18 protein-coding genes are annotated in these 19007 nt (G+C 64.0%); 13 read left to right on the forward strand and 5 right to left on the reverse strand.

The window, feature by feature from the left end; all coding sequences use genetic code 11:
* Positions 1-4 precede the first annotated feature (4 nt).
* From QQL28_RS06175 to QQL28_RS06195, 5 genes are all read left to right on the forward strand, one after another.
* Positions 5-1678, forward strand: coding sequence for a DUF3300 domain-containing protein (locus tag QQL28_RS06175; protein ID WP_284262270.1), 1674 nt, complete (start codon positions 5-7; stop codon positions 1676-1678).
* Entirely contained in the window at positions 1675-2589 is a 915-nt protein-coding gene (locus QQL28_RS06180; protein WP_284262272.1) for a DUF2950 domain-containing protein, read from the forward strand. The genes QQL28_RS06175 and QQL28_RS06180 overlap by 4 nt, the downstream gene beginning before the upstream one ends.
* A complete protein-coding gene (locus QQL28_RS06185) occupies positions 2573-3034 on the forward strand; it encodes a hypothetical protein (RefSeq protein ID WP_284262274.1) in 462 nt (153 codons plus the stop codon). The genes QQL28_RS06180 and QQL28_RS06185 overlap by 17 nt, the downstream gene beginning before the upstream one ends.
* A 321-nt stretch (positions 3035-3355) precedes the next feature.
* Entirely contained in the window at positions 3356-4753 is a 1398-nt protein-coding gene (locus QQL28_RS06190; protein ID WP_284262276.1) for an MFS transporter, read from the forward strand.
* A 133-nt stretch (positions 4754-4886) separates the two neighbouring features.
* Positions 4887-5714 carry a 3-oxoadipate:acetyl-CoA acetyltransferase gene (locus QQL28_RS06195; RefSeq protein WP_284262278.1) on the forward strand — a complete coding sequence of 276 codons (828 nt, stop codon included), beginning with the start codon at positions 4887-4889 and terminating at the stop codon, positions 5712-5714.
* 1 nt (position 5715) lies between these two features.
* On the opposite strand, the gene QQL28_RS06200 is transcribed toward QQL28_RS06195, so the two are convergent.
* The gene (locus QQL28_RS06200) at positions 5716-6651 is read right to left on the reverse strand and encodes a diacylglycerol kinase catalytic domain-containing protein (RefSeq protein ID WP_284262280.1); all 936 of its coding nucleotides are present in this window, start codon (positions 6649-6651) and stop codon (positions 5716-5718) included.
* Positions 6635-7681, reverse strand: a complete 1047-nt coding sequence (locus tag QQL28_RS06205) for an SPFH domain-containing protein (protein ID WP_284262282.1) — start codon at positions 7679-7681, stop codon at positions 6635-6637. The genes QQL28_RS06200 and QQL28_RS06205 overlap by 17 nt, the downstream gene beginning before the upstream one ends.
* A 104-nt stretch (positions 7682-7785) precedes the next feature.
* Here QQL28_RS06205 and QQL28_RS06210 point away from each other — a divergent pair, with 104 nt between their 5' ends.
* Positions 7786-8520, forward strand: a complete 735-nt coding sequence (locus QQL28_RS06210) for an NUDIX hydrolase (RefSeq protein WP_284262284.1) — start codon at positions 7786-7788, stop codon at positions 8518-8520.
* A 6-nt stretch (positions 8521-8526) separates the two neighbouring features.
* Here the strand turns inward: QQL28_RS06210 and QQL28_RS06215 are convergent, their stop codons facing one another.
* Positions 8527-9768: a hypothetical protein gene (locus QQL28_RS06215; protein WP_284262286.1), complete on the reverse strand. Its 1242-nt coding sequence runs from the start codon at positions 9766-9768 to the stop codon at positions 8527-8529.
* A gap of 188 nt (positions 9769-9956) precedes the next feature.
* Between QQL28_RS06215 and QQL28_RS06220 the strand changes: the two genes are divergently transcribed.
* From QQL28_RS06220 to QQL28_RS06230, 3 genes are all read left to right on the forward strand, one after another.
* On the forward strand, positions 9957-11162 hold the full coding sequence (locus QQL28_RS06220; protein WP_284262288.1) for an MFS transporter: 1206 nt from the start codon (positions 9957-9959) through the stop codon (positions 11160-11162).
* 127 nt (positions 11163-11289) lie between these two features.
* Entirely contained in the window at positions 11290-12519 is a 1230-nt protein-coding gene (locus tag QQL28_RS06225) for a CaiB/BaiF CoA transferase family protein (RefSeq protein WP_284262290.1), read from the forward strand.
* A gap of 11 nt (positions 12520-12530) precedes the next feature.
* Positions 12531-13409, forward strand: a complete 879-nt coding sequence (locus QQL28_RS06230) for a beta-keto acid cleavage family enzyme (RefSeq protein WP_284262292.1) — start codon at positions 12531-12533, stop codon at positions 13407-13409.
* Between the two features lie 9 nt (positions 13410-13418).
* Here the strand turns inward: QQL28_RS06230 and QQL28_RS06235 are convergent, their stop codons facing one another.
* Positions 13419-14414 (reverse strand): AraC family transcriptional regulator, encoded by a 996-nt coding sequence (locus QQL28_RS06235; RefSeq protein WP_284262294.1) that lies wholly within the window; start codon positions 14412-14414, stop codon positions 13419-13421.
* 351 nt (positions 14415-14765) lie between these two features.
* On the opposite strand from QQL28_RS06235, the gene QQL28_RS06240 reads away from it, so the two are divergent.
* Positions 14766-14981 carry a hypothetical protein gene (locus tag QQL28_RS06240; protein ID WP_284262296.1) on the forward strand — a complete coding sequence of 72 codons (216 nt, stop codon included), beginning with the start codon at positions 14766-14768 and terminating at the stop codon, positions 14979-14981.
* A gap of 103 nt (positions 14982-15084) precedes the next feature.
* Positions 15085-15477 (forward strand): RidA family protein, encoded by a 393-nt coding sequence (locus tag QQL28_RS06245; protein WP_284262298.1) that lies wholly within the window; start codon positions 15085-15087, stop codon positions 15475-15477.
* A 25-nt stretch (positions 15478-15502) separates the two neighbouring features.
* On the opposite strand, the gene QQL28_RS06250 is transcribed toward QQL28_RS06245, so the two are convergent.
* Entirely contained in the window at positions 15503-16165 is a 663-nt protein-coding gene (locus QQL28_RS06250; RefSeq protein WP_284262300.1) for a TetR/AcrR family transcriptional regulator, read from the reverse strand.
* 321 nt (positions 16166-16486) lie between these two features.
* Here QQL28_RS06250 and QQL28_RS06255 point away from each other — a divergent pair, with 321 nt between their 5' ends.
* Together QQL28_RS06255 and QQL28_RS06260 are read left to right on the forward strand one after the other, a co-directional pair.
* A complete protein-coding gene (locus tag QQL28_RS06255) occupies positions 16487-17725 on the forward strand; it encodes an acyl-CoA dehydrogenase family protein (RefSeq protein ID WP_284262303.1) in 1239 nt (412 codons plus the stop codon).
* 138 nt (positions 17726-17863) lie between these two features.
* A complete protein-coding gene (locus QQL28_RS06260) occupies positions 17864-18922 on the forward strand; it encodes a phosphotransferase family protein (protein ID WP_284262305.1) in 1059 nt (352 codons plus the stop codon).
* Positions 18923-19007: the final 85 nt, after the last annotated feature.

The following is a 19007-nucleotide window of genomic DNA, read 5'->3' on the forward strand; positions in this document are numbered from 1 at the left end:
TGCAATGTTTCGCTGCGGCAAACCCCTGATCGCGCTTGCGCTGGTGATGGCGATGCCCGTTGCCGTATCGGCACAGACTCCGACCGCCCCGAGCACGTCGGCGCAGCCGGCAAGCCAGGCTCAGCCGGCCGCGGAGCTCTTGAAGCCGGAGCAGCTCGAGGCACTGGTCGCACCGATCGCGCTCTATCCGGACGAGCTGCTGGCCAACGTGCTGGCGGCATCGACTTATCCGCTCGAGGTCGTGCAGGCCGACCGCTGGCTGAAGGAGCGCAAGAACCTGAAGGGTGATGCACTGAAGACGGAAGTCGATAAGCAGGGCTGGGACGACAGCATCAAGGCGCTCGCCAGCACGGCGGATGTCCTGGCCATGATGAGCGACAAGCTCGAATGGACCACGAAACTCGGCGACGCCTTTCTCGCGCAACAGCCGGACGTGATGGACGCGATCCAGCGGCTGCGCAACAAGGCCTATGACAACAAGAAGCTCGTGACGACCAAGCAGCAGAAGGTCAGCGTGCAGACGCAGGACAACAAGCAGGTGGTGGTCATCGAGCCGGCCGAGCCGGGAACGATGTATGTGCCTTACTACGAGCCGGCGACGGTCTACGGCGCCTGGCCCTATGCGGACTATCCACCGTATTATTTCGGCTATCCGTCTTATATCGGCGCAGGCGTCGTGGCGGCCGGCCTTGCGTTCGGAACGGCCTGGGCGATCGGTCGCTGGGGCAATTACTGGGGCGGCGGCTTCAACTGGGGCAACCGCAACGTCTACGTCAATCACCGGACGACCAACATTGCCAACGGCTGGCAGCACAATCCGGCACATCGCCAGGGCGTGCGTTACAACAACGTCAATGTGCAGCAGCGCTTCGGCAACAACAACATCAAGGCCGGCGCGGCGGACCGGGCGGATTTCCGCGGCCGCGACGGTCAGCAGGTGCTGCGTCCCAATCAGGGTGCAGGCGATCGCGCGGGCGACCGGGCGGGAGATCGTGCAGGCGATCGGGCCGGAGATCGCGCGGGAGCAGGCGATCGCGCTGGTGATCGCGGAGATCGCGGCGGCGATCGGGCAGGTGCCGGTGATCGCGCCAAGGGCGGAGGTGACCGCGCTAAGGGCGGGGGCGATCGTGCTAAGGCCGCCAACCGCGGCGGAGCCGGTGCGGGCAATCGGGCCGCCAATGTCAACCGTGGTGGCGGCGGAGGCAATCGCGGAGGTGCCATGAATGTCTTGTCTGGCCGGGCGGCTGCCGCGGCATCGGCACGCGGCCGCTCCAGCATGGCCAGCATGCCCCGTGGCGGCGGCGGTGGCGCGAGCTTCGCCGGGCGTGGCGGCGGCGGCGGAATGGCGATGCGCGGCGGTGGAGGCGGAGGCTTTGGCGGAGGCGGACGCGGTGGTGGCGGCGGTGGTCGGCGTTCGGACATCGCGTTGAAGCACGACATCGTCCTGCTCGGTCATCTCGCCAATGGCCTCGGCTACTACCGCTTCAGCTATCTCGGCAGCCACAAGGCCTATGTCGGCGTGATGGCGCAGGAGGTCGAGAGCGTGATGCCTGACGCGGTGACCCGCGGCAGCGATGGGTACCTTCGGGTCTATTACGAAAAGCTCGGTCTCAAGTTCCGCACGTACAGCGACTGGCTCGCCGGCGGCGCAAAAATTCCTGCGGAGGTGACGCCATGATCGGCCTGAAGTCGCTTCAACGCGCAACCTTGCCGGCCGTTATGGCGCTCGCGCTGTTCAGCTTGCCATCGCAGGCGCAGCAATCGTATCCGACTCCGGAGGACGCAGCCGCAGCGCTCGCTGCGGCCGTGAAGAGCGGACCTCGCGATATCCTGAAGGTGCTCGGCAGGAACGCCGACGACATCGTCTCCTCCGGAGACGAGGTCGCCGACGCCGACATTCGTCAGCGCTTCACGGCGATGTACGATGCCAAGCATGCGATCAAGGCGGAGGGCAACAAGAAGGCCACGCTGATGCTTGGTCCGGACGATTTTCCGTTCCCGATTCCTTTGGTCAACTCCAAGACGGGCTGGGAATTCGACGTGGATGAGGGGCGGATCGAGGTGCTCTATCGCCGCATCGGCCGCAACGAACTAGATGCCATCCAGGCCGCGCTCGCCTATGTCGATGCCCAGAACGACTATGCCGACAAGGACCGTGGCGAAGGCGCCGGTGTCTACGCGCAACGCATCGTCTCGACGCCCGGCAAGAAGGACGGGCTGTTCTGGCGCGACGATAGTGACCCAAGCCCGCTCGGCGAATTTGTGGCGGAAGCATCACGCGAGGGTTACAAGATGGAAGGGCAGGGCGCGCCCTATCACGGCTACTACTTCAGGATCCTCAAGGGGCAGGGTTCCAACGCTCCCGGCGGCGCCCTCGACTATGTCGTCAAAGGCAAGATGATCGGCGGCTACGCGCTCGTCGCTTATCCAGCCGAGTACGGCAATTCCGGCGTCATGACCTTCGTGGTCAATCACGGCGGCACCGTCTACCAGAAGGATCTCGGCCCGCGCACCGAAAACATTGCCAGCCGCATGCTTCTGTTCAATCCGGATCAGACCTGGAAGAAAGTCGATGCCGCAAAACAATGAGAGAGTGGCGCGGCGCTCCTTCATAGTCTGCCTGGCGATGATGACATCGCTCGCCTTGCTTGTCCCTGTGACGCCGTCGTTCGCGCAGGCCGCCGGCCACGTTCGCGTCAAGATCGCGAAAGCAGCACTGCTGGTCGGCGGCGGCGCCGGCAGCGGCGTGCTGACCTGGCGTGGCCGCAACTATCCGTTCAAGCTCTCCGGTCTGAGTCTTGGAATCACGGCCGGCGCCACGATTAGCCGCCTGGATGGCTGGGCCTCGGGGATCCGCGAGGTCAGTGATTTCACCGGCACCTATAGCTCGGTCGGCGGCGGCTTCGCCCTGGTCGGCGGCGTCAACGGCGTCCATTTGCGCAACGAGAAGGGCGTGACGATCGTGCTGCAAGGGCCGAAGGCTGGCCTGGAAGTCGCCGCTAATCTCAGCGCAATCACGATCTCCATGAGATGAGTCCGGCCTGAGGACTCCTCCATCCCGGATTCCATTGAGCATCCGAAGCAGGCGTTTGAATTAAGCGCTTGAAGGAGCGTCGGCTACGCGTTCGCCGCTCGAACCGCGCCTCCCCGGCGAATAACATGATGTTAGGTTTATCGCACAACAGGGTAATTGTGTTAGTTCGCCGAAAGCCTATTGTTGCTCCGAACCAGACACGTTTTGGCAGTTGACACGCGCATGCGGAAAGTCCGCCCGCGCGGTCGGACGTTGCTGCCCAACATATCCATGAAGCCCGCATACGGGACGCCAACAAAACAGGTCGGAGGAAACTTGCACATGACCACGGCTCGAGCGATCCACGACATGGGTCAGTCCAAGAAGGCCGCTGCGAGCGGCTGGATTGGATCGGCGCTTGAATATTATGACTTCTTTATCTACGCGACGGCAGCGTCGCTGATCTTCCCGCAGATCTTCTTCCCGTCGGACAATCCAACCGTTGCAATCGTCGCATCGCTGGCCACGTACGGTGTCGGATATGTAGCCCGGCCGATCGGCGCCTTCGTTCTCGGGCACTGGGGCGATACCCATGGCCGGAAAACGGTTCTCATCGTCTGCATGTTCCTGATGGGCATCTCGACCATGGCCGTCGGCATCCTGCCGACTTACCAGCAGGTCGGCATCTGGGCGCCGATCCTTCTCGTCGCTCTGCGTCTCGTGCAGGGATTTGCCGTTGCCGGCGAGATATCCGGCGCGAGCTCGATGATTTTGGAGCATGCGCCATTCGGGCGGCGCGGATTCTATGCCAGCTTTACTCTTCAAGGCGTGCAGGCCGGACAGATTCTCGCGGCGGCCGTCTTTCTGCCGCTGGCGCACTACATGCCCACCGAAGCCTTCAACAGCTGGGGGTGGCGGATACCCTTCCTGCTCAGCTTCTTCGTCATCGTCGCCGGCTACATCATCCGCCGCGAGGTTGACGAGACCCCTGCCTTTACCAGGGAGGATGAGCGCGGAGAAACCCCGCGGGCTCCGATTATTCAGGCCATCAAGCTGAATTGGAAGGACATGCTCAGGGTCATCTGCATGGCGCTGATGAATGTCATTCCGGTCGTCGCGACGATTTTCGGCGCAGCCTATGCCGTCCAGTCTGCCTACGGAATCGGTTTTGCGAAGGACGTCTACCTCTGGATTCCGGTCCTCGGAAACATGCTGGCGGTGTTCGTCATTCCCTTCGTCGGCAACCTGTCCGACAAGGTCGGTCGCAAGCCGCCGATCATCGTGGGCGCGCTCTGCTCCGGCTTGCTCGCCTTCGGCTACCTCTATGCGATCAGCATCAAGAATGTGCCGCTCGCGATCCTGCTGTCGCTGCTGATGTGGGGTGTGGTCTATCAGGGCTACAACGCGATCTTCCCGAGCTTCTATCCCGAGCTGTTTCCGACCCGCACCCGGGTTTCGGCGATGGCGATCTCGCAAAATATCGGAACGACCATCACCGCGTTGCTTCCCGCTTTGTTTGCGACCGTGGCGCCTCCCGGATCGGCCAACATCCCGCTCACGGTGGGCGCGATCGCCTTCGGCATCACGGTCATTGCCGCCCTCGCAGCGGTGACTGCCAGGGAAACATACCGGATCAGCATGGACGATCTCGGCAATCCGGATGCCGTTCCGATGCCAAGGGCAGACTATGAGCGGAGGCGTGCGGAGGCGACGGGCGGGGCTGCCGCGGCTCTGACCTGACAGTCGCGAAAGGCGGAGGTCAATCTGACGGCGGCGCCATGATCTCGGATGTTGCCGTCGTCCCACAAATGAGAGAAGAAACTGACGCTGCGGCCGAGCCGGCCGGCAGCGGCAGTTACCAAGGAGTTGAGAGATGAATCCCGTTGTTGTTGCTGTCGCGATCACCGGTTCCGTTCCGCGCAAGAAGGACAATCCGGCGGTGCCGATCGTGCCGTCCGAGCAGATCGAGTCGACGCACGCGGCCTTCGAGGCCGGCGCGACGCTTGCACATATTCACGTTCGCAACGACGACGAAACGCCGTCCTCCGATCCCCAGCGTTTTGCAGAGGTGCAGGAGGGCATCAGGAAGCATTGTCCGGGGATGATCATTCAGTTCTCGACCGGAGGGCGCGGCCGCGATCCGTCGGCGCGCGGGTCCGCACTCTACCTGAAGCCCGAGATGGCGTCGCTCTCGACCGGATCGGTGAACTTTCCGACCATCGTCTATGAAAACAGCGCCGCCCTGGTCGAGCATCTCGCCACCGGCATGAAGGCGGGCGGCATCCGTCCCGAAATCGAGATCTTCGATCTGTCGCACCTGCATGGCGCCCGCCGTCTGATCAAGGCGGGACTGATCGACGAGCATCCCCACGTGCAGTTCGTCATGGGCGTCAAGAATGCAATGCCGGCTGACGAGCATGTGCTCGATATTCTTCTGGCCGAGCTCAAGCGGCTGATGCCGAAATCGACCTGGACTGCGGCAGGGATCGGGCGCCATCAAGCCGAGGTCATGGGCTGGGCGCTGTCGCGCGGCGCCGATGCGGTTCGCACCGGGCTCGAGGACAACATCAGGATCGACAAGAATCGTCTGGCTGCAAGCAATGCGGAGCTAGTGACCATCGCCTGCGAGGCCGTCGCGCGCCACGGCCGACGCGTCGCCACGCCGGCGGAGGCAAGATCGGCGCTGAGGATTGCGGGATAGATCACACGATCAACCGTCCCCGCCGCGCCGCAATCCCGATCGCGACTTCGGCGCCGGCGTTGAACTCGAGCCGGTCGGCTTCGATGCCGTCGCTGAAGATGACGCCGTTTTCCGGCATCAGCGAGCGGATGCGCAATTGCTCCGAGGAGGCGAGGCGGCCGCAGACGAGGCCCACTTGCGAGTTGCGGCTGGGAAAGGGCTCTCGCACGGCAAAGCGCAGCTCCGGCGCGTCCCAGGGCAGGGCGTCGTAAGCCGCCGGTTCAGAAGGCTGGCCGAACTGCCCTGCGATCGCCAGCGAGCCGGTGACGATGCTCTTGAACCAGGCGGTCGAGCCGAGCCCCGTCGAGACGATCAGCCCGCTCGAGGACTGCCGTTCCGTCGCCCCACCGGCCGCGATCTCGTAGATCGCGGAGACATGCGTGCGCGCGCCGATGAAGAGGTCGTTCACGGCATGGAGCACCTGGCCGTCGGAGAGCCGCGCCTCTGCCATCGTCACCGCCTGGCTGTCGCGCTTCTCAGCGGCGACCTCCGGCAGGAGCTTTGCGAGGTCGCGCGGCGCAAAGGGCAGGAGGATGCCGTCATAGCGCGCCGGATCCGGGTTGAGTCCGATCAGCGGATGGCCGTCGAGATATTTCATGGTGTTGGCGACGACGCCGTCCTGGCCGAGCGCGACCACGATGTCGGAGGGCGCGAAGATGAAGTTCGGCAGGAAGCTGCGCTCGATCGCCTGGTAGCGGCCCCATTGCTCCAGCACCTGCAAAGTCAGGTGCTGCTGCGCGCGATAGGCCTCGTGCTCGCGCTCATAGTCGGAGAAGTCGGCGCCGAGATGCTCGACATAGAAGCGCGCCTGCGCCGCAGTCAGGTAACGCGCGACCAGGTCCTCCAGCCTGGTCTTGCGCGTCACCAGAACGATCTTGCGGTCATTGCCGGCGGGCATTGGCGGCCTCCATCGCCTTGGGCTTTTCCATCAACTGGCTGAGCAGGTCCGGCGAGACGTTGAGCTGGCCGATCTTTTCGGCCTTCTCGGCAATGCCGGTGAAGGCCTGCGCGATGAGCTGGCCCGGCTGCATGCCGGCAGAGGCGAGTGCCTGGATCACGCGGGTGTCGACGCCCTCGAAGATCTTCATCAGCGCGCCGACGCGATAGGCCTCGGCGTCGGCCAGCGTGCGGGTGTTCTCGGCGTTGAGGCCGACAAAGTCCTTGCGCTTGCCTTCGAGCGCAATGTCCGCGACCATGCCGGCCTGGCGCAGCTCGTTGCGCTTGGCGGCGACGCTGGCCTCCGCGTCCATCTGCGTCTCGCGGATCGAGCGCTTCTTCTGCTCGACCGCGATCTCGGTGTCGAGCTCGCTCTCGCGGATGGCGCGCTCCTGCTCGACCGCAAAATTGCGGCGGGCGAAGATCGCTTCGTCCGCGTTCTTCAGGATCGCTTCGCGCGCTTCCGCCTCCAGCGCCTTTGCGGTGTCCGGCGTCGGCTTGATGCCGCGAATGGAGACGCCGAGGATTTCGAGGCCGAGCGAGGCGATGTCGGCGCGCGCCCGCAGGCCGCTTGCGATGATGTCGGCGATGCGGTCGGAGGCCCGCAGGGCTTCCTTCAGCGTCAGCTCCTTCACCGCCTGCTGGGCCAGCACCTCGACCGTGCCGAGAATGCGCTGCGGCAGTTTCTCCGGGTCGTCGGTCTCATAGGTCTTGCCGTCGGACTTCAGCGTGAAGTCGAGCATCGAGGCCGCTTTCTTCGGCTCGCTGACGCGATAGGTGATGTGGCCCTGGACGGTGAGGGTCTGAAAGTCGCGCGCGATCTGCTGGAAGATGAAGGAGGCGTCGCGGCTACCGATGGGCACGGCGACGAGCGTGGTCGCAGGTGCGTAATAGAAGGCAGACAGCCCCGCGCCCTCGGCGACAACAGCGCCGGCGCGGTACTTGAGGAGATAGGTGGTGGGCTGGGCCTTGATGAACCTGACGCCGAACATGGTTTTCTCCAATCGATTGCCAGTAAGTTGGTCTAAGCAACTAAGTAAGTTGCACAGTACAACTAAGTAGGTTAGTGTCAAGCGGCAAATCGGGGAGGGCCGCAATGGCACCGAAAGATCAAGCCCAAGGTACTGAAAATTCAGGACAATTGGATTTCCCGCGGCCGCTGGCCACGGTCGACGTGGTGATCTTTGCGATCCGGAACGAAGGCCTCCACGTCCTCCTGGTGCAGCGGCCGGCCGGCGCGGGCGAGCCGTTCCCGCTCAGCTGGGCTCTGCCGGGCGGCTTCGTCGATGTCGCCAAGGACCGCGATCTCGAGGCCTGCGCGGTGCGGAAGCTGAAGGAGAAGACCGGCGTGACCAGCCCCTATCTCGAGCAGCTCGGAAGCTGGGGCAGCGCCGGGCGCGACCCGCGCGGCTGGTCGGCGACGCACGCCTATTTCGCGTTGATGCCGGAGGAGGCGGGCCGGACCGCACTCGCCCCCGATGCGCAATGGTTTCCGGTCTCCGCCGGCAGGATCAAGCCGAAGCTCGCCTTCGACCACGGCGAGATCCTCACCGCCGCAGTCGAGCGCCTGCGCAACAAGGTCGAATACACCTCGCTGCCGGCCTATCTGATGCCGGCGGAATTCACGCTGCCCGATCTTCAGCGGGTCTACGAGATCGTGCTCGATCGTCCTTTGGAAAAGAGCGCCTTCCGCACCCGGATCCTCTCCGCCGACATGATCGAGCCGATCGCCAAGATGCGGCGCGGCCCGAACCGGCCGGCGCAGCTCTATCGCCTGAAGAAGGGCAAGGAGCCGGTGTATTTCGTGCGCACATTCAATCCGCCGGAGTGAGCGAGCTTACGCGAACTGGCTAAATCGCGGCGGTTCAGGCGGATCGACGACAAATCCTTCGCAGGTGATGAGACCGTCGATCAGCCTGAACTCGAGCCTGTCATAGCCGGGCATGCTCTCGCCGGGCTTCGGCGGCAGCAGGGCGATACGGCCCTGAATGCACAGCACGGATTGCCCGGCGCCATGCCACATCCTGATTCCGGTCTCTTTCCAGCGCCGGCGAATGAGCGTCTCGCGGTCGCAGAGGTCGTCAGGTTTGGTGATCGCGGCTGGGGCGATGTCGACCTTGGCCGAGATCACCTCGACGGGTGCCGTTTCGACGGTGTCTGCTGCGACGAGGTCGAGCTGCTCCACGTCGGTCTCGACAGCGGTGGCCGCCAAGGTTTCCGCGACATCGGGATCAACCCCGCCAGTCTCGAAAGTTTCGATCAGAGCGGGGGCAGTCCCGACTGCCTCGGGCTCAATCGCATCGGGCCCAACCGCATCAGGCTGAGCGGCCTCGCTTCCGGTCTTGATTTCAGAAGGCACCGTCTCGATCGCGTCGACCTCGATCATGCCGGTCTCGGCAGAAGCGAGCGGGAGGACATCGCTCTCTGCAGCAACGGCCTCGGATGAATCCTCGGGCGGTGCGACATGGGCCGTAACGTCGTCGGCGTTGCGCGCGACGGTTTCGACGTCCTCGGTCTCAACCGAGTCGGCCTCGTCGCTTTCGATTGCGGCAAGAGGCGTCTGAGCAGCCTCGATTTCAGCTATCTCAACCTCAACGGGGAGATCACCGCTTGCAACGGTCTCGATCTCACGCCCGGAGAGATCGTCGGACGCCATTGCAGGGGAGGTAACATCGCACACGTTTGTCGTGACCGGCTCATCTGCACCGATCGCGGCAGCGCCAGTCTCCGTGGTTGCGGTCTCGGCGACATCAGTCGCAGGAGCCTTGATCTCCTCAGCCTCGACAGTGTCAGTCTCGACGGGCCTGGCCGCGGCGGCCTCGGTTCCATCGGGAGCTGCCTGCACGGTATCGGGTTGGGCCGTTTCCGCCTCGACCGCGCGGCGCGCAACGTCATCCTTCGTGACGTCCTCAGCCGGTGCCTGAAACTCGCTGACGTCAGCCGGTTCGTCATTCGCTCGACCGCGCAGCAGCGACTTGAATTTCGCGAACGCGAATTCGACCGCCGGGATCCGGCGCAGCGCTATCGCCAGTCTGGTGAGGACTGGGAGCGGTTTGGGAGCATACTCGGCCTGAGACATCAGTGATTCTCGAAACGAGCAAGAGTTGCCCCCGGCGCGCGGGGCTGTCAAATCGCGCGCCCATGGCCGTCGTCGCCATGTCAACGCCATTGTGGCGGGGAGCGTCATGCCGCGTTCGCAGTGCAGCGCGGGTTGGAGATGGTGTATCCGGGAATGACCGGATCGGTCGGATCCGGCCCTGGGGCGGAATGCGTCGCTTGAAATTCGATACGAAACTGCTTGGCGTCATGGCGGTGCTCGCCGTCACCCAACTCGTCGGATGGGGGACGATCGGGCTTCCCGCCATCGTCGGTAGCGATCTCGCAGCCGATCTCAACATGAGCCTTCCGGCGGTATTCGCGGGAACGTCGGTTCTATACGTCGCCATGGGGCTGTGCGCGCCCTGGCTCGCAAAGTCCTTTACGCGGCATGGCGCGCGCCGTGTGATGATGGCGGGCACGGTCGTGACCGCGCCGGGCTTTGTGCTCCTGTCCTTCGCGCAGGAGCCGATTCTTTACTTCACGTCCTGGATCGTTCTCGGGGTGGCCGGCAGTGCCACGCTCTCGACCGGGGCCTACATCATGCTGAACGAGGCCGCCGGGCAGCGCGCAAAGAGCGCGATCGGCGCGCTCATGCTGGTGACCGGCCTTTCCAACAGCATATTCTGGCCGACGACGTCGTTCTTGAGCAGCCTCGCCGGCTGGCGCGGAACGTGTCTGATCTATGCGACCATGATGATCGTCGTCTGCCTGCCGCTGCTGGCCTTCGGTGCGCCGCGCCGGCGCAAGGCGAGTGAGGAAGCCGCCGCGAAGGTGCGGGACGTGCCGGCGTCTCCAGTTCCCAGGAGCACTTTCCATCTCGTGATGTCAGCGGTCGCGCTCAACGCCTTCGTGAACTTCGGCCTGAGTGCCGTCTTCATCGAGCTCTTGAAGGCCGAGGGGCTGTCGCCGGCAGAGGCGGTCGGCTTCGGCTCCATGCTGGGCGTGATCCAGGTCAGCGCGCGCGGCATCGATTTCCTCGGCGGCGGTTGCTGGGACGGGATCACGACCGGACTGGTCGCGGGCATTGCGCTGCCGCTTGCCATGCTGCTCTTGTTGGCGGGCAACGGCGCATATTGGGTCGTTGCGCTCTTCATCCTGCTCTATGGCCTCGGCAGCGGCGCGATGGCAGTGGCGCGGGCGACGATCCCGCTCGTCTTCTACGACCAGAGCGAATTCGCCAAGGCGATGTCGATGATCGCCCTGCCGGTCAATCTCGCTGCAGCGGTGTCTCCTCCGATCCTTGCCGCCTTGCTGGTCCATTTCGGCAGCCGCGGCCTGCTCGGCCTGACCATGCTCTGCTCATGCGCAACGGTGTTGATCCTAGTTGCGCTCGGCCGCCGGCGGCCACGGGCCGCGATGGCAGCGGCGGAGTGACGTCGTATCTGCGAGCGGATGGCGGCATGCCGCCAGTGCAAGGCTCGCAGGTCCAAAATAGTGTATCCGCAGGGAGCGCGGCCCGGCCTTGGCCGCCGCGCCAACACCAGTTCCCGGAGGAAACCTTATGTCGGCCTTGCCGCTCTCAGGCATCAAGATCCTTGATCTCACGCGCGTGCTCGCCGGACCCTTGTCGGCCCAGATGCTGGGGGATCTCGGTGCGGAGGTGATCAAGATCGAGCGGCCGGGCACGGGCGACGACGCGCGCGCCTTCGGTCCGCCTTACCTCGCCGACCCCGACGGCAAGGCGAACAACAACAATTCCTTCTACCTCTGCGCCAACCGCAACAAGAAGTCGGTCACCGTCAACATCGCCAAGCCGGAAGGGCAGGAGATCATCCGGCAGCTTGCCAAGGACGTCGACGTCTTCATGGAGAACTACAAGGTCGGCGATCTCAAGCGCTACGGCCTCGACTATGAGACGATCAAGGCGATCAACCCCCGCATCATCTATTGCTCGGTGACCGGCTTTGGCCAGACCGGTCCGTACGCGCCGCGCGCCGGCTATGACGCCATCCTCCAGGCGATGGGCGGCCTGATGAGCGTCACCGGCCATATCGACGGCGAGCCGGGCGAGGGCCCGATGAAGGTCGGCCCGTCGATCGTCGACTACATGACCGGCATGAACACCTCGATCGGGATTCTCTCGGCGCTCTACCATCGCGACGCCAATGGCGGGGAAGGACAGCACATCGACGTCTGCCTGTTCGATACCGTCATCGCATCGTTATCGCACTGGCTCCAGATCTACCTCGTCAACGGCAAGACACCGCCGCGCCGCGGCACCTGGGGCAATGGCGGCATGCCGGCCGGCGTGTTCCGCTGCACCGACGGCGAGCTGATGCTGGTGGTCGGCAATGACGGCCAGTTCCAGCGTACCTGCGCCGTGCTCGGCGAGCCCGAGCTTGCGAGCGACAAGCGCTTCATCAGGAACAATGACCGCGTCGTGCACGGCAAGGAGATCATGGCGATCTTCGCCGGCCTGTTCCTGAAGAAGCCGGTGGCCTACTGGCTGGAAAAGCTGGAGGAGGCCGGCGTGCCCTCAGGTCCGATCAACAATTTCGAGCAGGTGTTCGCCGATCCGCACGTCCAGGAGCGCGGCATGCGGGTGAAGGTCAATCATCCCTTCGAGCCCGAATTGTCCCTGATCCGCAACGCGCTGACGTTCTCGGAAACCCCCGTGACCGACTATCGCGCGCCGCCGCTGCTCGGCGAGCACACGCAGGAGGTGCTCGGCGCACAGCTCGGCTATGATGCGGAGAAGATCGAGGCGTTGAAGAAGCAGGGCGTGATTTAGGGCGGCATCCGATGACCACCGGCAAGACCATCATCACCTGCGCTATTACCGGCAATCTCACCAAGCCCGAGCAATCGCCTTATCTGCCGATCACGCCCGAGCAGATCGCGACGTCTGCGCTGGAAGCGGCGGAAGCCGGTGCGGCCATCGCCCACATCCACGTGCGCGATCCCGCGAGCGGGCGTCCGTCGATGTCGATTGATCTGTATCGCGAGGTGATGGAGAAGATCCGCGCCCATAACAAGAGCCTCGTGATCAACCTCACCACCGGGCCGGGCGGACGTTTTGTTCCCTCGCACGACGATCCTCGCGTCGCAGGTCCCGGCACGACACTGCTCCAGCCGGAGAAGCGTGTCGAGCACATCGAGCTGCTCAAACCCGACATCTGCACGCTCGACCTCAACACCATGAACTCCGGCGGCGAGGTCGTGATCAACACCCCGCGCAACGTCCGCATCATGGCCGAGCGGATGAAGGCGGTGGGCGTGCTGCCGGAGATCGAGCTGTTCGATTCCGGCGACTGCCACCTCGCGCGCGATCTCCTGGCCGACGGCACGCTGAAAGGACCGGGCCTGTTCTCGCTCGTGCTCGGCGTGAAATATGGTTTCTCCGCCACGCCGGAAACGATGTTCTATGCCCGCAGCCTCCTGCCATCAGGTGCGATCTGGTCCGGCTTCGGCATCGGCCGCGCCGAATTCCCGATGGTCGCGCAGGCTTATCTGCTCGGCGGCCATGTCCGCGTCGGCATGGAGGACAATCTCTTTATGTCCAAGGGTGTGCTGGCGAAGAGCAATGCCGAGCTGGTCACGCATGCGGCGGGCATCTTGAAGAGCCTCGGTGCGACAGTCGCGACCCCGGACGATGCGCGCGCCATGCTCGAGCTCGCCTGACGCCCGCCGTCAGCCCCGCTGCTCCCGCCACACGCACTTGGCCGCCTCGCGGAGATCCGAGGGGCGGCTGCCGAACTGGCGGCGGAAGACGCGGTTGAAATAGGAGACATCGCCAAAACCGCTTTCATGGGCGATCTGCGCGATGTTGAGATGGCGGTACCTGCGGTCGACCAGCATGCGCTGGGCTTTTGCCAGACGCTCGGTCAGCACGAAGGCCGAGAACGACGAGCCGTCCTGCTCGAACAGTTTTCGCACATAGCGCGGCGAGATGCCGTGGCGCGCGGCGATCGCTTCGGTCGACAGCTCGCTGTCACCAAGCGCTGCCAGAATATCCGACTTGATCGCGGTCAGCCGTGCCGCGGTGCCGCCGCGCTGCCGAGCAAGCTCGGCGTAATCGCCATTGGCGCCGAGCGCGAGCGCGGCGAGATCGATCAGGTGCGCGGATGCGCTGCGTGCCACCGCCGGGTCGGACGAGGAGTCGAGGTCGCCGAGAATGTCGACATAGCGCGTCAGGAGACGCAGCGCCTCGTTGTTGTTCGGGATCGGCCGGCCGAACGCCCGTGAGAAATGCGGCGCGAGCCGCGCAATGGCCGGCAACGAGAACAGAAGGGTGATGAAGCTGCCCTCGGTCAGCATGGTGCTGGTCGAGGGATCGAGCGGCGCGATCACGCTGGCGCTGCCGACGCCGGAGATCAGCTCCTTGCCGAACTGGGTCGCACTGGCGCGGCCCGAGCGCAGCATGCTGATGGCGACGAGGTCCTTGCCCCGTGTGGCGAGCTCCTTGGAGACCCGGTAATGCGCCGGTGAGCGCGAGCCGGCGGCGATGCTGACATTGGGCAATAGGTTGAATGTCACGTCCGCGTGGAACGGCTGGTCCCCGATCGGTTCGATGTCGACATTGGCGATGCCGCGCCCATAAGCCTCCCGCCACATCTGCAGCCGCTTGGCTTCCGGGAAGTCACGGGTCGAGATGTGCGCGCGCCGAAACGGCTCTGTGTCCTGCATGTGCCCCCGCCGGAATCATCGGTACCGCATCTTTGACGCTGTATGCCAGCGGCAAGTTCGAAACGTCCCGGGATTTAACCGCCTCAGATGTCGGCTCAGCCCGGTCCGGCCTCCCCGTTGTACAAGTCATGCCAGTGCTCGGAACGCTTCACCGGCGAACTCGCCAACGATAGCCGGAGCTATGCTGGCACGGGAACATTCGAGGTGACCTGGTGAGAGACAGCGGGTGGGGGAGAGCCGGCGTTCCCTTGTCCACAGATGATCCGTAGTTGCCCCGGCTTTCGTCGCAATCCGGACTCGTATTCGATCTCATCATCTGACGAACTGGAGTTCGGCAGGGAGGGAACGAAAATGTCCTACACGATCGGCTATCAAGTGAGGAACCAGAAAGCGGTTCTGGCGACCGAGGCGGCGACCGCCAACCAGGCGGTGGCGATCGTCGCGGCGCTGCAAAAGGCTGCCGACGAAATCAAGTTCATCCGCTCGCCGCAGGAAGGCGAGATGGGCATCGAGATGCTGCTGCTGCTGGCAAAGGAAGAGGCCGAGGAGATGCCGCAGCGGATGTAGCCAGCGGGAACCCCGCGGGCATACTTCGATCTTAAGCGAAACGTCGCAGCCCTTGGATCATGTAGGCTGCTGCCGTTACGTTTGCAGACGAAGGTGTCCGCCCATGAAACGCGAAGCGCTCCGTGTCGAGCCCATCTCGACCTTTCTCGACCGCTGGAAGGCGCCGACCTCGCCGGTGACGCGCGCCGGCAACATGATCTTTGTGGCCGGCCTGCCGCCGTTCGATCCCGACACCGGCGAGATCGCATCCGCGCCGATCGAGCGGCAGAGCGAGATCATCATGGAGCAGATGAAGCTGTGCCTGGAGACCGCCGGCGCCAGCCTCGACAACGTCATGAAGTGCAACGTCTATTGCACCTCGACCAGGCACTTCGCCGCCTTCAACGCGGTTTATGCGCGCTACTTCCCCAACGATCCGCCGGCGCGGATCTTCGTCTGCACGCCCGAATGGTTCGCCCCGTTCGATGTCGAGATCGATTGTATCGCAATGATGTGACGCGGCTTTTAGAAGCCATCGCGCCTTAGCGTGCGGCGACCTTTGCCGGCGTCTTGCTCTCCGCCTTGCCGGCCGTCAGCCCCATCACCGCCATCCCCACCACGCGCTCGATGATGCCGTCGACGTCGTCGAGGTCGCATTTGCCCTCGGACAGCTTGGTCAGCCGCTCGCTCTCGCGAATGGTGTGGTGCGCCATCGCCAGCGCAAAGTGCAGGCCCCAATAGATTTCCTCGTCGCTGCGGTTGGGCAGCGCGCGGCGCATCGCGGCCGCAAACTTGCGCAAATGGTCGATCTCACGGTTCTTGATGCGGCGGATCGGCGGCACGGATTCGATGGAGGCGCGGATCATGAAGCGCGCCGCGGTGGAACGCTGGTTCGCAGGGCCAAGGCAGCCGCGCAGGGTCGGGCCGACGAGGGCGCGCAGGATCACGTCGATCGGCGGGCGACCGCCGCCTTGTTCTTCGGCTGCCTTCAACTCCGCCAGGCGCTCGCGGTTGAGCGCGATGCTCCGCGTCACGAACAATTCGGCGATCAATTCGTCCTTCGAGCCGAAATGGTAGTTCACGGCCGCCAGGTTGACGTTGGCCTCGGCGACGATGTCGCGCAGTGTCACGTCGCCAAAACCGCGATCGGCGTAGAGCCGCTCGGCGGCGGCGAGAATGGCAGATCTGGTCTGATCGCTGGCCATGGCTTTGATCCCGTCATTCCGGGGCGCGACGAAGTCGCGAACCCTGAATCTCGCGCCGCAACTTCGAGATTCCGGGTTCGACGCTGGCGCGTCGCCCCGGAATGACGAGGGTGGGCGTCAAGGGTTGCAATTCAAACAGTTGTATGAAACTATCGTTTGAAGGCCGGGAAAAGTCAATCCGCAATCGGGATCCGTTCGCAACTGCGCGTCGGGTTCCGTTAGGGCCCGCAAGCCCCGCTTTCGCGGCTTGCAGGCCGCGCGCGGCGGGAGGACAGTCCGGCACAAAAGATTGTTCAAAGAGAGAGAGACGAGGAGCGTCCCATGGACTTCGACATGTCCCCCAAGCAGAAGGAATGGCTCGAACGCGTGCAGTCCTTCATGACCAAGCACGTGCGCCCCGCTGTTCCCATCTACAATCAGCAGGATCACAGCGGCGAGCGCTGGAAAGTCATTCCGGTGCTGGAGGATCTGAAGAAGAAGGCCAAGGCCGAGGGCCTCTGGAACATGTTCTTGCCGCCGTCCAAGGAGCATGACGACGACGAATTCCACGGCGCGGGATTGAGCAATCTCGAATACGCGCTGCTCTCGGAGCAGATGGGCCACATCTCCTGGGCCTCGGAAGTGTTCAATTGCTCGGCGCCCGACACCGGCAACATGGAAGTGCTGTTCCGCTACGGCACCAAGGAGCAGAAGCGCAAATGGCTGCGTCCGCTGATGGACGGCGAGATCCGCTCAGCCTTCCTGATGACGGAGCCGGCGGTTGCCTCGTCTGATGCCACCAACATCGAGACCCGCATCGTGCGCGACGGTGATCATTACGTCATCAACGGCCGCAAATGGTGGTCGTCCGGTGTCGGCGACCCCCGCTGCAAGATCGCCATCCTGATGGGCAAGACCGATCTCAACGCCGCCAAGCACCAGCAGCAGTCGCAGATCCTGGTGCCGCTCGACACGCCCGGCATCAAGGTCGAGAAGATGCTGCCGGTGTTCGGTTTCGACGATGCGCCGCACGGCCACGCCCAGGTGCTCTTGGAGAACGTTCGCGTTCCCGCATCGAATCTCCTGCTCGGCGAAGGCCGCGGCTTCGAGATCGCGCAGGGCCGCCTCGGCCCCGGCCGCATCCATCACTGCATGCGCACCATCGGCAAGGCCGAGGAGGCGCTGGAGAAGATGGTGAAGCGGCTGATGTCGCGCACCGCGTTCGGCAAGAAGATCATCGAGCATTCGGTGTGGGAGCAGCGCATCGGCGAGGCGCGCACCGATATCGAGATGAATCGCCTGCTGTGCCTGAAGGCCGCAGACATGATGGACAAGGTCGGCAACAAGACCGCGCAGCTCGAGATCGCCATGATCAAGGTCGCAGCCCCCAATATGGCGCTGAAGATCATCGACCAGGCGATCCAGGCCTTTGGCGGCGCCGGCGTCTCCGACGAAGCTGGCCTTGCCAAGGACTATGCGGGCATCCGCACGCTCCGTCTCGCCGATGGTCCGGACGAGGTGCACAATCGCGCCATTGCCAGACTTGAAATCCGGAAGTATGCAAACTCTCCCAAGCATTAATGGGAGGGTCGCGAAGGCTCTCTCCACCGTCATTCCGGGGCGATGCGTGAGCATCGAAGCCGGAATCTCGAGGTTCCGGGTCTGGTGCTGACGCACCATCCCGGAACGACGGACAAAGAGAAGAGAGGGAGCGTCATCGTGGCTGACGGCGTCAGGAAAGACGAGGAGTTCTCGGGCACCAAGCCCGTCGAGGAGCGGCATCGTTTCGATGAGCTGCGGCTCGAGAACTGGATGCGCGAGAACTTCGAAGGCTATCAGGGCCCGCTGGTCGTCCTGCAATTCAAGGGCGGCCAGTCCAACCCGACGTACCGGCTCGACACGCCCGGCCGTTCCTACGTGATGCGCCGAAAGCCGTTCGGCAAATTGCTGCCGTCGGCGCATGCGGTCGATCGCGAATATCGCGTGATCGCAGCGCTTGGAAAGCAGGGCTTTCCGGTCGCGAAAGCCTATGCGCTCTGCCAGGACGACAGCATCATCGGTGCTGCCTTCTACATCATGTCGATGGAGGAGGGCCGGGTGTTCTGGGATCCGACGCTGCCGAGCCAGACGGGCGAGGCGCGCCGACAGATATTCATCAGCAAGATCGAGACGCTTGCGAAACTGCACATGTTCGATCCCGCCGCGATCGGCCTTGGTGATTTCGGCAAGCCCGGCAACTACTTTGCGCGGCAGATCGACCGCTGGACCAAGCAGTATCGGGCATCCGAGACGCAGCACATTCCGGAGTTCGAGAAGGTCGCCGAATGGCTGCCGCGCACCGTGCCGGAGCAGGCGCGCGTCTCGATCGTCCATGGCGACTACCGACTCGACAACATGATTTTCCACGCGACGGAACCGCGCGTGCAGGCCGTGCTGGATTGGGAGCTGTCCACGCTCGGCGATCCCATGGCCGACTTCACCTATCTGTTGATGCAATGGATCATGCCGGGACTGGAAGGCGCCGACCTCAAGGCGCTGAACATCCCGAGCCTCGAAGAGGCGGCGGAGATCTATTGCAACGCGACCGGGATGAGCGTGCCCGATCTCAACTGGTACTTCTCCTACAATCTCTTTCGTCTCGCCGGCATCACGCAGGGAATCGCGGGCCGGATCCGCGACGGCACCGCCGCCAACGCCAAGGCGCTCGAATCCGCCAAGCGAACCGTGCCGCTGTCGAAGGCGTCATGGGACTACGCGCAGAAGGCGGGAGCGGTGTAAATGAGATGAAGGCGCGGTCGGTTGGACCGCGCTTTTTTCTTTCAGTTGCGACGCTCTCGTGTCCCGGACGCGGTGCAGCACGAAG

The organism is Bradyrhizobium iriomotense (genome assembly GCF_030160715.1).
GTDB lineage: Bacteria > Pseudomonadota > Alphaproteobacteria > Rhizobiales > Xanthobacteraceae > Bradyrhizobium > Bradyrhizobium iriomotense.

Bases quoted from the DNA above. Each gene is read 5' to 3' on its own strand.
- QQL28_RS06175 (WP_284262270.1), top strand. From the start codon at position 5: ATGTTTCGCTGCGGCAAACCCCTGATCGCGCTTGCGCTGGTGATGGCG.
- QQL28_RS06180 (WP_284262272.1), top strand. From the start codon at position 1,675: ATGATCGGCCTGAAGTCGCTTCAACGCGCAACCTTGCCGGCCGTTATG.
- QQL28_RS06185 (WP_284262274.1), top strand. From the start codon at position 2,573: ATGCCGCAAAACAATGAGAGAGTGGCGCGGCGCTCCTTCATAGTCTGC.
- QQL28_RS06190 (WP_284262276.1), top strand. From the start codon at position 3,356: ATGACCACGGCTCGAGCGATCCACGACATGGGTCAGTCCAAGAAGGCC.
- QQL28_RS06195 (WP_284262278.1), top strand. From the start codon at position 4,887: ATGAATCCCGTTGTTGTTGCTGTCGCGATCACCGGTTCCGTTCCGCGC.
- QQL28_RS06200 (WP_284262280.1), bottom strand. From the start codon at position 6,651: ATGCCCGCCGGCAATGACCGCAAGATCGTTCTGGTGACGCGCAAGACC.
- QQL28_RS06205 (WP_284262282.1), bottom strand. From the start codon at position 7,681: ATGTTCGGCGTCAGGTTCATCAAGGCCCAGCCCACCACCTATCTCCTC.
- QQL28_RS06210 (WP_284262284.1), top strand. From the start codon at position 7,786: ATGGCACCGAAAGATCAAGCCCAAGGTACTGAAAATTCAGGACAATTG.
- QQL28_RS06215 (WP_284262286.1), bottom strand. From the start codon at position 9,768: ATGTCTCAGGCCGAGTATGCTCCCAAACCGCTCCCAGTCCTCACCAGA.
- QQL28_RS06220 (WP_284262288.1), top strand. From the start codon at position 9,957: ATGCGTCGCTTGAAATTCGATACGAAACTGCTTGGCGTCATGGCGGTG.
- QQL28_RS06225 (WP_284262290.1), top strand. From the start codon at position 11,290: ATGTCGGCCTTGCCGCTCTCAGGCATCAAGATCCTTGATCTCACGCGC.
- QQL28_RS06230 (WP_284262292.1), top strand. From the start codon at position 12,531: ATGACCACCGGCAAGACCATCATCACCTGCGCTATTACCGGCAATCTC.
- QQL28_RS06235 (WP_284262294.1), bottom strand. From the start codon at position 14,414: ATGCAGGACACAGAGCCGTTTCGGCGCGCGCACATCTCGACCCGTGAC.
- QQL28_RS06240 (WP_284262296.1), top strand. From the start codon at position 14,766: ATGTCCTACACGATCGGCTATCAAGTGAGGAACCAGAAAGCGGTTCTG.
- QQL28_RS06245 (WP_284262298.1), top strand. From the start codon at position 15,085: ATGAAACGCGAAGCGCTCCGTGTCGAGCCCATCTCGACCTTTCTCGAC.
- QQL28_RS06250 (WP_284262300.1), bottom strand. From the start codon at position 16,165: ATGGCCAGCGATCAGACCAGATCTGCCATTCTCGCCGCCGCCGAGCGG.
- QQL28_RS06255 (WP_284262303.1), top strand. From the start codon at position 16,487: ATGGACTTCGACATGTCCCCCAAGCAGAAGGAATGGCTCGAACGCGTG.